The organism is Reyranella aquatilis (assembly GCF_020880995.1).
Classification (GTDB): domain Bacteria; phylum Pseudomonadota; class Alphaproteobacteria; order Reyranellales; family Reyranellaceae; genus Reyranella; species Reyranella aquatilis.
In genome coordinates, this window is sequence record NZ_JAJISD010000005.1 from 376,818 (window position 1) to 391,458 (window position 14,641).

The 14,641-nt window shown below is 59.0% G+C and carries 12 protein-coding genes; 3 read left to right on the plus strand and 9 right to left on the minus strand.

The annotated features are described in order from the left end of the window. The first annotated feature begins 42 nt into the window (after positions 1 to 42). Both LJ725_RS14260 and LJ725_RS14265 read left to right on the plus strand, forming a co-directional pair. The gene (locus LJ725_RS14260) at positions 43 to 984 is read left to right on the plus strand and encodes an ABC transporter ATP-binding protein (protein ID WP_230551321.1); all 942 of its coding nucleotides are present in this window, start codon (positions 43 to 45) and stop codon (positions 982 to 984) included. Then, a complete protein-coding gene (locus LJ725_RS14265) occupies positions 981 to 2,021 on the plus strand; it encodes an ABC transporter ATP-binding protein (protein ID WP_056299305.1) in 1,041 nt (346 codons plus the stop codon). The genes LJ725_RS14260 and LJ725_RS14265 overlap by 4 nt, the downstream gene beginning before the upstream one ends. A 27-nt stretch (positions 2,022 to 2,048) precedes the next feature. On the opposite strand, the gene glcF is transcribed toward LJ725_RS14265, so the two are convergent. The 7 genes from glcF to gor all read right to left on the minus strand — a co-directional run bounded on the left by glcF (position 2,049) and on the right by gor (position 11,738). Next, entirely contained in the window at positions 2,049 to 3,356 is a 1,308-nt protein-coding gene (gene glcF / locus LJ725_RS14270) for a glycolate oxidase subunit GlcF (protein WP_230551322.1), read from the minus strand. 17 nt (positions 3,357 to 3,373) lie between these two features. After that, positions 3,374 to 4,564 carry a glycolate oxidase subunit GlcE gene (gene glcE / locus LJ725_RS14275; protein WP_056299309.1) on the minus strand — a complete coding sequence of 397 codons (1,191 nt, stop codon included), beginning with the start codon at positions 4,562 to 4,564 and terminating at the stop codon, positions 3,374 to 3,376. 15 nt (positions 4,565 to 4,579) lie between these two features. Then, on the minus strand, positions 4,580 to 6,016 hold the full coding sequence (locus LJ725_RS14280; RefSeq protein ID WP_230551323.1) for an FAD-linked oxidase C-terminal domain-containing protein: 1,437 nt from the start codon (positions 6,014 to 6,016) through the stop codon (positions 4,580 to 4,582). A gap of 87 nt (positions 6,017 to 6,103) precedes the next feature. After that, on the minus strand, positions 6,104 to 6,973 hold the full coding sequence (locus LJ725_RS14285; protein WP_006018753.1) for a VOC family protein: 870 nt from the start codon (positions 6,971 to 6,973) through the stop codon (positions 6,104 to 6,106). A gap of 127 nt (positions 6,974 to 7,100) precedes the next feature. Further along, positions 7,101 to 8,555: an NAD-dependent succinate-semialdehyde dehydrogenase gene (locus LJ725_RS14290; RefSeq protein WP_006018752.1), complete on the minus strand. Its 1,455-nt coding sequence runs from the start codon at positions 8,553 to 8,555 to the stop codon at positions 7,101 to 7,103. A 25-nt stretch (positions 8,556 to 8,580) separates the two neighbouring features. Beyond that, positions 8,581 to 10,137 carry a class I adenylate-forming enzyme family protein gene (locus tag LJ725_RS14295; RefSeq protein WP_006018751.1) on the minus strand — a complete coding sequence of 519 codons (1,557 nt, stop codon included), beginning with the start codon at positions 10,135 to 10,137 and terminating at the stop codon, positions 8,581 to 8,583. A 215-nt stretch (positions 10,138 to 10,352) separates the two neighbouring features. After that, complete coding sequence (gor, locus tag LJ725_RS14300) at positions 10,353 to 11,738, minus strand: glutathione-disulfide reductase (RefSeq protein WP_006018750.1); 1,386 nt, start codon at positions 11,736 to 11,738, stop codon at positions 10,353 to 10,355. Positions 11,739 to 11,940: 202 nt separating this feature from the next. Between gor and LJ725_RS14305 the strand changes: the two genes are divergently transcribed. Then, positions 11,941 to 12,669, plus strand: a complete 729-nt coding sequence (locus LJ725_RS14305; RefSeq protein ID WP_006018749.1) for a FadR/GntR family transcriptional regulator — start codon at positions 11,941 to 11,943, stop codon at positions 12,667 to 12,669. An 87-nt stretch (positions 12,670 to 12,756) separates the two neighbouring features. Here the strand turns inward: LJ725_RS14305 and LJ725_RS14310 are convergent, their stop codons facing one another. Together LJ725_RS14310 and LJ725_RS14315 are read right to left on the minus strand one after the other, a co-directional pair. Next, on the minus strand, positions 12,757 to 13,743 hold the full coding sequence (locus LJ725_RS14310; protein ID WP_013500408.1) for a carbohydrate ABC transporter permease: 987 nt from the start codon (positions 13,741 to 13,743) through the stop codon (positions 12,757 to 12,759). Next, positions 13,740 to 14,612 carry a carbohydrate ABC transporter permease gene (locus tag LJ725_RS14315; RefSeq protein ID WP_006018747.1) on the minus strand — a complete coding sequence of 291 codons (873 nt, stop codon included), beginning with the start codon at positions 14,610 to 14,612 and terminating at the stop codon, positions 13,740 to 13,742. The genes LJ725_RS14310 and LJ725_RS14315 overlap by 4 nt, the downstream gene beginning before the upstream one ends. Positions 14,613 to 14,641: the final 29 nt, after the last annotated feature.

Below are 14,641 nucleotides of genomic sequence, written 5' to 3' on the forward strand. Positions count from 1 at the left end.
GAAAAGTCGGGGCCCCCGATACTGGATGTGCGCGGGCTCTGCATGGGCATCTGGTCAGGCAAGACGGAGTTGGTCGCTGTTGCAGACGTTTCGTTCCGAGCCTATTCCGGCCAGGTCGTGGCGCTCGTAGGCGAAAGCGGCGCGGGCAAGAGCATCACGGCGATGTCGCTCACCCATCTACTGCCAATGCCACCGATCAAGATCACGGCCGGCGAAATACGCCTCTCCGGCCGTGATATGCAGACGCAGTCACCGAAACAGATCAGGGACATCCGAGGCAACGAGGTCGGCATCGTTTTCCAGGAGCCGATGACAGCGCTGAACCCAAGCCTGCGCATCTGGCGCCAGATCGCCGAGCCGCTGGTGCGTCATCGCCGGCTGTCCTGGAGCGCTGCCAAAGCGCAGGCGATCAACCTGCTCAAGAAGGTCCGCATCCCTGATGCAGAGACCAAGGCCGAGGCCTATCCTCACCAGCTCAGTGGGGGTATGCGCCAGCGCGTCATGGTGGCTATCGCGATCTCCTGCGAGCCAAGACTCATCATCGCGGACGAGCCGACGACAGCACTCGACGTCACCGTACAGGCGCAGATTTTGGCGCTTCTCACTGACCTTACCCGCGGATTGGGCGGGGCGCTGCTTCTCATCACGCACGATCTCGGCGTCGTGGCGCGCTACGCCGACTGGGTCAACGTGATGTATGCCGGCCGCATCGTCGAGACAGCGGCGGCCGACGACCTCTATCGCGATGGGCGCCATCCTTATACGCACGCCCTCCTCGCCTCCGTGCCCAAGATCGTCGGTCCGATCGCTCATCGGCTCGAGTCGATCGCTGGGCAGCCACCCGCCCCCTCCGACGGAACCGGGGGCTGCGCCTTCGCACCGCGCTGCCCACGTCGGACCGAACGGTGCGACGAACGCCCTCCGCTTAGCGGCGACGACCGCACGCGGAACGGCCATCTGTTCGCGTGCTGGAATCCGCTATGAACGACGTAGCAACGAATATTCTCGATGTCTCGGACCTGTGCGTCGACTATGCAAGCACCACCTCTTTCGGCGTAACGGGCGCCCCCACCGTTCGAGCTGTCAAGGGCATATCCCTCACACTCCAGCGCGGCGAAACTCTCTCGCTCGTCGGCGAAAGCGGTTGCGGCAAATCCACCACGGCCATGGCCATACTACAACTGACGCCGCCGAGCGGCGGCCGGGTCGTGTTCGACGGACGCGATATCACGGGCTTCAGTCATCGCCAGATGCGACCGCTGAGGCGTGAGATGCAGATCATCTACCAGGATCCGTTTGGGTCGCTAAATCCCCGCATGACAATCGCCGACCTGATCGCCGAACCGATGGCGATTCAGGGCGTCGGCAGATCGGGCAACGAGCGCCGCGCGAAGGCTGCCGAACTCCTAGATACGGTCGGAATGGGTACTCGCTTCCTCGACCGCTATCCGCACCAACTCAGCGGTGGCCAGCGTCAGAGGGTCGCCATCGCGCGCGCCCTGTCACTGCGTCCGAAACTGCTCATCTGTGATGAGCCGGTCTCAGCTCTCGACGTCTCAGTGCAGGCCCAGGTTCTGAACTTGTTTTCCGACCTCAAGGAGCAGTTCGGCTTGTCCTATCTGTTCATCTCGCACGACCTCGGCGTCGTCCGACACATGAGCGATCGGGTCGCAGTGATGTATCTCGGACGCATCGTCGAGATCGCGACGCGCGACGACCTCTACGGCGAACCGCTCCATCCCTACACGCGCATTCTTCTCGATGCGGTAGCGGTGCCGGACCCGCAAATTGAGCGCGCCCGCGATCACGTGCTCCTTCAGGGCGAGGTGCCGAGCGTCGCCACCCCCCCGCCCGGCTGTCCATTTCACCCTCGCTGTCCGTCCGCCATGCCGGTCTGCAGCCGCGAAATTCCGCCGCTGCGGTTGCACGGCAATCGGCAGATCGCCTGCCATTTGTATGATGAGGCAGCAGCCAACAAGACAATCGAAGCCGCGATGGACGGAAATGGCAATCCAAACTAGGATGTCAGAGCGGTCGCTTGTCCGAACCTAGCCCAAGCGCCTCCCTAGGACGTCAGGCAACGGGCCGCCCATCGCCCAATCGACCAACTCCACCGTGTGAACGACTGGAATGCCTGTTCCAGCACCAATCTGCGTTATGCAGCCGAGATTTCCACTCGCAATGATTTGCGGTTTGACCTTCTCAATGTTGGTGACCTTTCGTGCGCGCAGTCGATTGGCGATCTCAGGCTGCAGTACGTTGTATGTTCCGGCGGAGCCGCAACATATGTGGCCTTCCGGTACTTCTCTCACTACAAACCCCATTCGCCTCAAAAGTGACTTCGGCTGATCTCTAACCTGCTGTCCATGCTGCATCGAGCATGCCGAATGGTAAGCCACGACCTGGCCGGTAGTCCGAACACCGTCTTGAAGCGGTAATTCATGCAAGAATTCTGTGATGTCCCGCGCTAGAGCCGAGATCCGTGCGGCTTTCTGAGCGTAGGCGTTATCGTTGCGAAGTAGGAAGCCATAATCTTTAATGACCGTTCCGCAACCGGACGTCGTAACCACGATGGCATCGAGGCCGCCGTTCTCGATTTCACGCGTCCATACATCCACGTTGTGTCGAGCCGCATCCAGCGCCCGACTTTCGTATCCCAAGTGCTGCACGAGAGCTCCGCAGCACCCTTCGTCGATCGGTTGAACTACTTCGATACCGTGACGCGTCAACAACCGGATTGCAGCCTCGTTGATGTTCTGGCCGAGGACCTGCTGGGCACATCCGCTCAGAAGCGCAACCCGACCGCGCGGCCTGTCGACGGTCGCGCCCGGTAACCTTCGGGTCGGCCTTCTTCGCTTGAATGACGACGAAAGTTCAATCATCGCAGCGAGTTGCGCGCCGCCGGGAAGATTGGCGAGCCACTTTCTGATCGGCCTGCTCACGGTAGCCACGCGTAAAGCCAACCTAAGTCGGCCCGGAAACGGCAGCACCTTCGCCAACATGCCTCGAAGCAACCTATCAGGCAGAGGACGCGTGTAGGTTCGGGCGATATGGGCTCGCGCGTGATCGACCAGGTGCATGTAGTGCACGCCGGACGGACAGGTCGTCATGCAGGAAAGACACGTCAGACATCGATCGATATGCTCGACGACCTGAGGGGTCGCCGGCTTTTCCTCCTCCAACATGTCCTTGATCAGATAGATGCGCCCGCGCGGACTGTCCGCTTCGTCAGCAAGAAGCAGATATGTCGGGCATGTCGCAGTACAAAAGCCACAATGCACACAGGCACGGAGGATTTTTTCTGACTCGCTTACATGTGCATCGGCCAGGGCCGTCAGCGAGAAGTTTGTTTGCATACCAGTCCGCCCTCGCCTCAGATACCGGCGTACATCCTGCCGAAATTCAGAACGCGGTCAGGATCGAAACATTTCTTGATTTCCTGCGTCAACTTGAGCACCGCAGGAGGAAGCGGTTCGAACACATCGATCCTGTGGCGCATCTCCGATGAAGCCCGTACGAGTGTGGCGTGCCCACCGGTATTGGCCATAGCTTCCCGGACAACCGATGCTCCTGCATCGTCAGCGTCCACGACCGCGAGCCACACGAGACCGCCGCCCCAGTCGAAGAAATACCGCACGCCGAGTTTTTGCCGGATGTCGGCAAGAACATGCGGCGCTTTGGAGGGGGCCAAGGACAACCGCCAAATGGAACGATCCATTGGCTGAGCCAGCCAGTGCGCGTCGCGCACGCGCAACCACAGGTTCGCGCTTTCATCACCTTCGATCAGCTCGGCCCTACCAAAGGAGCGCCACAGCTTGGCAAGCTCACGGGCACCATATGCTACCGAGCCGTCAGAACCCTCGAGTCGAACGATCGTAGTCGAGTCCGACCCAATACTCGCCGGAATATGCGCTGCCGCCGAGACCGCGAAAGACGACCCGAGCGCTGCGGTGAGCGCTGCAATCGCTGTCGTGTCGTTCATGCCGCCCAATCCCACCGATAGGGAACGCGCCGGCTTAGGCAACACCTTGAAGATGACCTCGCTCAAAACGCCGAGCGTACCCCACGCACCGCAGTTCAGCTTGACTAAATCGAGTCCGGTGACGTTTTTCATTACGCGCCCGCCGGATTTGACGACGTCTCCGCGGCCCGTGACCAAGCGAACGCCGATCAGGCTGTCGCGACAAGCTCCGACCGCGATACGACGCGGACCCGAAACATTCCCGGCGACAATACCTCCGATTGTCGGCTCCGCGCTCGTCCCGAACAGCACACGATGATCCATCGGCTCGAACGGAAGCATCTGGTTGTGCTTGGCGAGCATCCGATCGATTTCGGAAACCGGCGTTCCAGGCAAAGCACCGATCACGAGCTCTGTCGGCTCGTAAAGCGAGACTCCCCTCATGCGCTCGGTCGTTAGAGACATGGCGTATCCACCCAGCGGCCGGCCCATCGCCGACTTGGAGCCGGCGCCGCGCACGACGAGAGGCATCTTTGCTGTAGCCGCATCCTTGATGGCAGACGACAGTCCGCACTCGTCGCGCGGCTTATAGCAATCGGTCATCACACTCCCGTCACCCTAACCTTGACATCGAAAATCGAGGGGAAACACCTTATCCGTATTGAGCAGCCATCGCGGATCGAACGCGGCGCGCACCCGAATCTGTTGAACCAGATCGGCATCGTCAAACTGGCAGCGCATTAGATCACGCTTCTCGATACCGACACCGTGCTCGCCCGTCAGGCACCCACCAACTTCAACGCAGAGCCTGAGAATGTCATCTCCCGCTGCTTCCGCCTTCGACTGCTGCGACGGATCGTTCGCGTTGTAGAGGATGAGCGGATGCATGTTGCCGTCACCGGCATGGAAAACATTCGCGACACGCAATCCGTGTCGCTGTACGATCTTGGAGATCTCCGCCAAAACGTACGACAGCTTGCCGGTCGGCACCGTGCCGTCCATGCACAAATAGTCAGCGACTCGCCCGGTCGCACCGAAAGCCGACTTCCGCCCCTTCCAGATTGCCGCCGTCTCAATTGCCGACCTGCTCTCGCGCACTGTCGTCGCACCGTTCGCACGAGCGATGGCGGTGATGTCCGCCAGCGTCGCGTCCATCTCGGCGTCGGACCCTTCGACCTCTACAATCAGAAGGGCCTCGACATCGAGCGGATAGCCGGCCTTGGCGAAGGCCTCGCAGATCTCGATGGCGGCCTTGTCCATGTATTCGATGGCTACGGGAATGATACCGGCGGCAATGACGTCCGCAACCGCCTTGCCCGCTCCCTCGCAAGACGGGAAACCGAACAGAACCGGGCGCGCTCCCTCTGCCGATTTCAGAATTCGGAGGGTCGCTTCGGTCACTATCCCGAGCTGCCCCTCGGAGCCGACGACCAGGCCCAGCAGATCGAGTCCAGCGCTATCGAGATAGTCACCGCCGAGATCGATGATCGATCCATCGATCAGTACCATCCTTACGCCGAGGAGGTTATTGGTCGTGACTCCATACTTCAGGCAATGCGCGCCTCCGGAGTTGTTGGCAATGTTGCCTCCGATCGTGCAGGCAAGTTGAGAGGAAGGGTCTGGCGCATAGAAGAAGCCGTTCTCCGCCACCACCGCTGTTACGCTCAAATTTGTGACTCCCGCTTCGACGCGGATGAAGCGGTCATCGTAGTTGACCGCGAGCACCCGATTCATCTTTGAAAGTCCGAGAACGACGGCGTCTTCACTCGGAATTGCCCCGCCGGCGAGAGACGTACCTGCGCCGCGCGGCACGACCTTGACGCCGGTGTCGTGACAGTATTTCAGAACGGCACTCACCTCTTCGGTCGTCTTCGGTAGGACGACGGCGAGCGGCATCTTGCGATAGGCCGTCAACGCATCTGTCTCATAAGCCCGACACTCGTCCGTCGACGTTATTAGCCCAGCGGGGTCAACAAGGCGGGTTAGATCGTTTATGATTGAATCTCGGCGCGCGAGGATTTCTCGATTTGGTTCGGTGAACCTAATTTTGCTCATCGTATCCTCGTCATCGGATAATTTTCCGATGGGTCAGTCGCGGCCTGATGCAATCGACATAAGCCCGACGCATCCACCATCAAGCTTCTATTGCACTAACGCCACGACCCTCTCAGGGTGACCCGACCAGCGCCAACCAAGCGTCGGCCGCGATAGCCCTAGCATCATTCCGCCAAGGGCCGGAGGATGAAGCCAGAGTTGCTCCGGATCTCGACCGCTCCGCTTCTCCTCGCGCGGATCCAGCGTGTGTCCCACGTCGTCCGCCTTCGCCGATCTTTCGATGCGACCGATCTCTCGGCTTTCGGCATACGCCATATAGAAAGACGAGCCTTGGCGGGCGTGATACCTGCCGAGCGTCTTGGTGAAGTCCGTCGGCGTGATGACTTCAAATCGGTCGAGGCGATCAGGCGCGAAGAGAGTGAGGACGCCCGTATAGCCAAAGAGCTCCGAGGTAATCGTCACGAAATTCCGTGTATCAAGACGAAAGACTTCGGCGAAGCGCGTTACCGCGGCTGCCTGGTCGGCCGCGAGCAAAGTCACCTCATAAAGAAAATCAATCCCGCCGGTCGGCTCCACCGTACGCGGGGGAGAGATTACGAAATGGACCGGCTTCCCCTCGATTTCGAACCGGAGAAAATCCTGGCCATTTTCGTGCTGATGCTCAACTCCGACCGACGTGGCATGATGCACCAGTGCACGCGGGTCGAGTGAGGTCGCGCCGGCGCCGAATAGATGAGATCGCCCGCGTCTTGCCAGTTCGTCCGCGACAACGCCGTTGCCTTCCGGCTCCAGCAACTCAATCTCGCCGGTCCCGGCACGCAATGTCACTCGTTTGGCGCCCAATCCCCGGACCCGATCCGCAGAGACTTGTTCCGCCCCCAATCGGCGACGCCACATCTCCGCGGCACTTTTGGCATCCGGCGTCGCGATCTGAACGCGGTCGATGGTCAACAACATTTCGCTAACTCGCTTTAGGCGTTGGATCTTTGGGCCCTAGAGTCTGGCGCGGCGAAGGACCGTCGCGAGGTTTGACCTGCGCGACGCATGCTCCGCGACGGCGTATCAGCATTGCCGATAACGCATGCTAACCGTGCATCTGGGTCAGGAACTTAGTGTTGAGATACGCGTCCATCGCTTCTGTACCACCTTCCGAACCGTATCCGGAGTCCTTGATTCCTCCGAAGGGAGTCTCCGGTAGGGCAAGGCCTTGGTGGTTGATCGACACCATTCCACTCTCCACGATCGAGCCGAGCGCGCCGATCGTCGCCGCTGACTTCGTATACGCATATGCAGCAAGGCCATAAGGGAGCCGATTCGCTTCGACCATGGCATCCTCGAATGTCGAGAACGACGCGATTGGCACAACAGGGCCGAATGGCTCCTCGTTCATAATGCGCGAGTCCAGAGGTACGTCCGTCAGAACCGTCGGTTGAAAGAAGAAGCCATCGTTGCGCAGGCGCCTTCCACCTGTCCGGATGCGCGCGCCGCGCTGAACGGCGTCCGAGACCAGCGCGTCCATCGCCTCGACTCGACGGAGATTAGCTAGTGGTCCCATTTGGGTCGCTTCGTCGAGGCCGTCCCCGACGACGAGAGCTTTGGCAGCAGCGGTGAATTGTTCAACGAAGTCGTCGTAGACCCGTTCATGGACCATGAACCGGGTCGGAGAAACACAAACCTGGCCGGCATTCCTGAACTTTGCCGCGGACAGCAATTTTGCCGCTTGTTTGACATCTGCGTCCTCGAAGACTAGCGCAGGCGCATGTCCACCTAGCTCCATCGTAACGCGCTTCATGTGACTTCCAGCGAGAGCCGCAAGCCGCTTCCCGACTGGCGTCGAACCCGTGAACGAAATCTTGCGAATGACAGGGTGGGCAATCAAGTATTCCGATATGTCGGACGGCACACCGAAAACGAGATTGAGGACACCGGAGGGCAAGCCGGCATCGACATAAGCATTGACCAGAGCTGCACAACTTGCCGGCGTTTCTTCGGGTCCCTTCAGAATCACGGAGCACCCGGCCGCCATTGCAGCTGATATCTTTCTGACGGCTTGGTTGATCGGAAAATTCCACGGCGTGAAGGCGGCGACAGGCCCAACTGGCTCGCGGATCACGACCTGCTGTACGGCGCCGGAACGAGACGGAATGGTCCGACCGTAGGATCGACGCGCCTCCTCCGCGAACCAGTCGATGATGTCTGCGCCGAGCAACACCTCCATCTTCGCCTCGCCCAGCGGCTTGCCTTGCTCGAGCGTCATGATACGCGCGATTGAGGCGGCTCGCTCGCGGAGCTTTTCGGCAGCCCCACGCATCAATTTGTATCGCTCGAAGGAAGACGTCCTCCGCCACAATTCGAACCCGCGCACGGCCGATTCAAGTGCGTCGTCGAGATCGGGGATAGACGCGTGCGCAACCGTTCCGATCAATTTTCCCGTCGCCGGATTCAGGATGGGCTCGACCTTTCCGCTCGTTCCATCGCGCCAGGATCCATCGATGAACAACTTTGTATCGGGGTACATCTGCTCGCGACTTGTCACCATTTCCATCCGTCCGGTCTATAATTCGTTAAACTGAGGTAGCCGCTGACAGCGACTCCTCGGCGCGCTTTTTCAAGTCGTGCTTTCTAATCTTCCCGTTCGGGGCTACTGGAAGTTGCGGCAAGACAATGATCTGCTGCGGCTTCTTGTATGGTGCGAGCTGCCGCTCCACGAGCGCGAGCAGTTCGGCCACTTCGATGGTGCTTCCAGGGGTCGGCTCAACGAAAGCGATGATCTCCTCGTTACCCTCGATTGATCGCCCGACTACCGCGGAATTGAGAACCGCCGGATGAGAATTGAGGACAGCCTCGATTTCGGGCGGATAGACGTTGAAGCCGGACCTGATAATTAGCTCCTTCGACCGGCCTTGGACCACCAGTTCGCCGCCCGGCGACCGGCTGACGATATCTCCGGTTTTCAAATATCCTTCGCGATCGATCGCCTCCGCGGTCATGTCCGGCTGACCATAATACCCCAACATCACGTTGGGCCCGCGAACGAGCAGTTCGCCCGCTTCGCCATCGGGTACTTCCCGCCCATCAGGTCCGACGATCTTGGTTTCGATTCCCGGGATTGGCGGTCCGATGTTGATTTCGTTGCTTCCCATGGCATACAGCGTCCGACTGATGGTCGGAGACGTCTCGGTCAGCCCGTAACCATTATGAAGCACCACGCCGAACACTCGCTCGACGCTCTGTCGCAGAGACAGATCGAGCGGTGCCGTTCCGGTATAGACATAACGAAGGTTATTGGGCGTGAGCTTGATATTGTTCTGATCGACGTAAGCGATGATCCGCGACAACATCGCAGGGACGGCATTGAAGGCGGTCAACGAACCATTCACGACGGCGTCGATTGCTTGCGTGAGAGAGAACCTCGGCATGATCCGCAGGTGTGCGCCGACAAACAACATACCTTGCAGCAACGTCAACCCGTACGAATGAGAGATCGGCATAACGCAAAGCGTGACGTCCTCGGGAAAGAGCGTGTTGGTTCTTTTGCCCCGGCCCGCCACGTAAGCGAGGTTGCGATGACTGAGCATCACTCCCTTCGGGCGACCGGTAGTCCCCGTCGTGTAGATGAGAACTGCAACCTGACGGGCGGGATCCTCATAGACCTCCTCGGGAACGGCGCTCGCCTCCAACTTACCGACCTTGATCGCTCCAATCCCCGTGAACGCTTCGGCTTCCGCGCCGCGCCGGCACGCCGCAGCATCTGCTTCCGCCGATATTCCATGCGTATAGAATACGCGTCTGGGCTTGCAATCACCCTCAATGGCGTCCAGTTCGTGCGGGCCGAGCCGTGCGCTCGTCATCACTGCCCATGCATCAAGCCGGCTCGCCGCATACATCAGGACGATGGCGCCGATTGAGTTCTCGCCCACCACCATGACCCGATCACCGGGACGGATCCCTAGACGCGCCAAGTCACCTGCAACGGCCTCGATCGTATCGATCAGTCTCCGATAGGACCAAACGATGCCCCGCTCGTCAGTAAGAGCCGGCCGGGATGCTCCTGCTTTGGCCCCCTCATCCACAATGAGGTGGATGCGTCGCGGCAGGCTAGTCAAATAATCCACTTCCATGGTGGGCCCAATCTTCTTCGCCAGAACTTCCGCATCCAGCTCCTCGACTACAAGCGGCTGCGGATGGCGAGGTTAGTCTGTTGCTGGATTTTCACCGATACTGGTAGGACCAGTTTGGTATGATCACAATCGTATTGTCAAGTGCGTTTTGAGCGGCGCCGCATAACGCGCGCGCCAACGGCCTGAATTTGCACAATCGATCGAAATTGAGCTTTCTAAGCCGCCGCGTCGCGCACGTAACGTGCAGTGCGGGTACGCATAGTCACCAGTTCCTCGGCGGAGGTCGGGTGCAGCGCCATAGTGGCGTCGAAGTCCGCCTTGGTAGCCTTCATCTTTACGGCAATGGCGATGACCTGAACCAATTCGGCCGCGTCCGATCCAACGATATGGCAACCCACGACGCGGTCGCTCCCCGCGTCAACCACCAGTTTCATCAACACCCGCGACTCGCTGCCGGACAGCGTCGCCTTCAACGGGCGGAACGCCGCCTTGTAGACATCAACGATAGCGAACTGCGCCCGCGCCTGCGCCTCGGTGAGGCCCACGGTGCCGACCTGGGGCTGCGTGAACACGGCGGTCGGAATATCGATGTGATCGACCTTGACCGCCCGCTTGCCGAAAACCGTATCGGCGAAAGCGTGGCCCTCACGGATCGCTACCGGCGTCAGATTGAAGCGATGGGTGACGTCGCCGACCGCATAGATATGTGGCACCGAGCTCTGCGAGGCTTCGTTGACGACGATGCCTCCGTTATCCGGGTTGATGGCGACGCCGGCTTTCTCCAGCCCGAGATTTGCGACGGCGGGGTGACGGCCGATGGCGAACATCACCTTGTCGGACGCGATGCTGGAGCCATTCGACAGGTGCGACGTGTACCAATCGTCGTGCTTCTCAATCCCGTCGACCGTGCAACCGGTCAGGATGGTAATGCCGTTCTTCTCCATCTCATCGCGGACATGGGCGCGGACGTCGTCGTCGAAGCCACGCAGGATGTTGTCGCCGCGATAGACCACAGTCACGAGGGAACCCAGGCCCGAGAAGATGCACGCAAACTCCAGCGCGATATAGCCACCGCCCTGGATCAGGATACGCTTCGGCAATTCGGGTAGATGAAATGCTTCGTTCGATGAGATGACATGCTCGATGCCGGGAATGGCCTTGCCGTGGTTCGGTGCGCCGCCCGTGGCGATCAGGATATACTTCGAGCGCACCCTCCTGCCGCCGTCGAGCACCAGCGTATGCGGGTCCTCGAACACGGCGCGCGACTTGATCACCTGCACGCCAGATTTCTCCACGTTGGTGGTGTAGGCCGCTTCCAGCCGGGCGATCTCCTTGTCTTTGTTGGCGATCAGGGTGGCCCAGTCGAACGTCGCCGGCGGAACGGTCCAGCCGAAGCCCGCGGCATCCGCGATGTCGTGGCTGAAATGCGAGGCGTAGGCGAATAGCTTCTTCGGTACGCACCCGCGAATGACGCAAGTGCCGCCCATCCGATATTCCTCGGCGATCATGACGCGGGCGCCATGGCCAGCGGCGATCCGCGCGGCGCGCACGCCGCCCGAGCCGCCACCTATGACAAACAGATCCGTCTCAAAGCTATCCATGCTGGGAAATCAATTCTTTAGGTGGATTTGGCGCGTTTCAGATGCTTCAATTTCCTCAACCTGATATCTACTGAAGCAGGGCGGATTCGACCGAGATCCTCAAGGTTCCTCCAAAGTACTGGTCGACCAATTTGGTCGGCCATGATTAGCTACCGAGGAAATCGAAATCAAGTGGTCGGGAGGACCAGGCAGGATATTTTAGATGACTGAGCGAAATCGAACCGACAAGCTTGAGGCTCCTTCGAACGCCATCGGAAAGATCCTTTCCTTCATCCGTGAGCGCCGCTATCAGCCCTCCGAACGGTTGCCATCAGAACGCGACTTTGCGGAAAAGTTCGACACCAGTCGCGGCGCGGTTCGAGAGGCTCTGGCCGCACTTGAAACCATGCGAGTGATAGAACGGCGCCCAAATTCTGGAATCTATCTGCGAAAGATCGAAGAGAGCAGCATCGATGCTCTAGTGCTTTATGCTGAATCCGGAGTTCCATTCGAGGCCAAGGAAATCGCCGACGTCATGGAGGTCCGGCGCATGCTCGAAGGGCAGGCGGTCAGGTTGGCCTGCACACGCAGGACCGCGGACAACATTCGCGAGATCACCGCCATACTTGAAGAGACCAACAAGCGCCTATCCAAAAAGCAAAGCATAGAGCGCGAGGACGAGGCGTTCCATCTTGCGATTTTTGCTGCAACCAAGAACGACATTTTGCTGCGCGTGGCGAGATCGTTCTACGAACTGTCCAGGCATCGACGGAAGGTCTACTTTGCCGACCAAAATCGAGGTCGACAATCTTATGAGGACCATTGCACCATCTTGGAAGCGATCGAAGAGCGGCGGGTAGGCCTAGCCGAACAACAGATGAACGCTCACCTCTCGCGAACAGTGGAGGCATGGCAATCGCTTCTAGGGGAAACCAAAGTCACAAAACGTTAGTCTTGCCGGGCACCCCGTCCGCCATCTCTACGCGAAATACCCACGGTCTAGCGCGAAGCACGAGGACGTGCTTCGCTCGAACAGTGCCTAACCTTTGAGCGCACCCGCCGTCAGCCCTGCGACGAAATATCGATAGCAGAACATAAAGATAACGAACAACGGCAGAGCAATAAGGGTTGCGCCGGCGAGTATCTCACCCCAACGCAGATCTTGCGCGCCAAGCATTGATGCCAAGCCCACGGGCAATGTCTTGCGATCATCACTCATGATGAGGATGAGCGCGAATACGTAGTCCGCCCAGGACAGCAAAAACGAGAAGATGCCGACCGTAATCAAGCCGGGGGCCGAAAGCGGAAGGACCACCTTGATGAAGGCGCCGAATTGGGAACAGCCGTCCACCATTGCCGCTTCCTCCAGATCGAACGGCATCGATTTGAAAAAGCCCCATAGCAGCCACACCGCCAGCGGCAGCGAAATCGCCAGGTGAGCGATTAGCAGGCCCCACAAGCTATCGGCTAAGCCAGCTATTCGGAACAAGGCGGACATCGGAATAACCAACATCAATGGCGGAAACATGTAGGCGAACAGCATGGACGCGACCAACGTCGTTTTGCCCCGAAACCGTAAACGCGTCGCTCCATAAGCAATGAATGATGACAGCGTCGTCGCCACGGCAATCGTAGCCATAGCCATCATGACGCTATTAACGAAATTCGCCGGATAGTTCGTAAGCTGCAAGAGTGACTTGTAAGAGCTTAGATCGGGTGGCCAGAAAACCAAGGATGAATCCAGAAATAGCTTTTCGGGCGACCTCAGACTGGAGAGGATCATCCAGTAGATCGGGAAGAAGGAATAGATGCAGATTAGCGCAACCGCGGCATACAAACCGACGCGGCCGGCAATCTGCTTCAGCGACTTGCCGTAATACCGCGTCGTTTTCCCGTGCGAGACTGAAGGTGTGGAGTCTGAGATTTCTCTTCCTGAGCCGCTAGAGCTATGCAACATCCGCACCGCTCGTGAACCAACGACGACAGCGGCAGCAGAGCGGGCTTGATTTTGAGTCGACATCGTCATCGTCCCTGCTTGGCCTCGTCGATCGGAAAAACCCTGAGGTAAATCAAGATAATGCTCGCCAACATCAAGAACGAGATGGTGGCGACAGCGGCCCCCCCTCCCAAGTCGAACTCGAGAAACGCTTTTCGGTAGGCCAACGTGGGAAGCGTCTCGGTTTCGTTGAGCGGTCCGCCCTTCGTTAGAAGCCAGATCACGTCGAACTTGTTGAACATCCAGATCCCTCTCAGGAGGATGACCACGATCAACACTGACCTCAATCCTGGCAGCGTGACATGCCAGAATTGCTTCATAACCCCTGCTCCATCGACCCGGGCCGCTTCATACAGTTGAGCCGGAATGGATTGAAGGCCGGCAAGAACACAGGTCACGACAAACGGCGTCCAGATCCAAACGCTAACAAGGACAATAGTCGCCTTCGCGCTCGTTGAATTACCTCCCCAATCGAACATCCCATATCCGAATGACGCGAAGACACTCTTGAGAAGGCCGTAGTTGGGATCAAGAATCCACTGCGTGATGAGGCAGGCGACGACCGTCGGAAGAAAATACGGCACGATTGACAGCGCCCGCACGACAGTCTGCCCCACAAACTGCCTATTGAGGACGAGCGCAATGGTGACGCCGAGAACGACTTGCAGCACGATCGCCGAGATGGCGATCGTGACACCGTTTAACAGCGAGCCCCAGAACAGCGGCTCACTAAGAACCTTCACGTAATTGCCAAGTCCCACCCACTGCGGCGGGTCGATGAACGACGCCGCTGTGTAGAAGGAGAGCTTTATCGAATAGAGGAGAGGTCCGCCAACAATTGTACCGAGTACCAGTACACCCCCGATGAACAAACCGATGATTCGCCAGTCCTGTCGCATAGCCTCGGGCCTCTATTCACCAGTTCCGA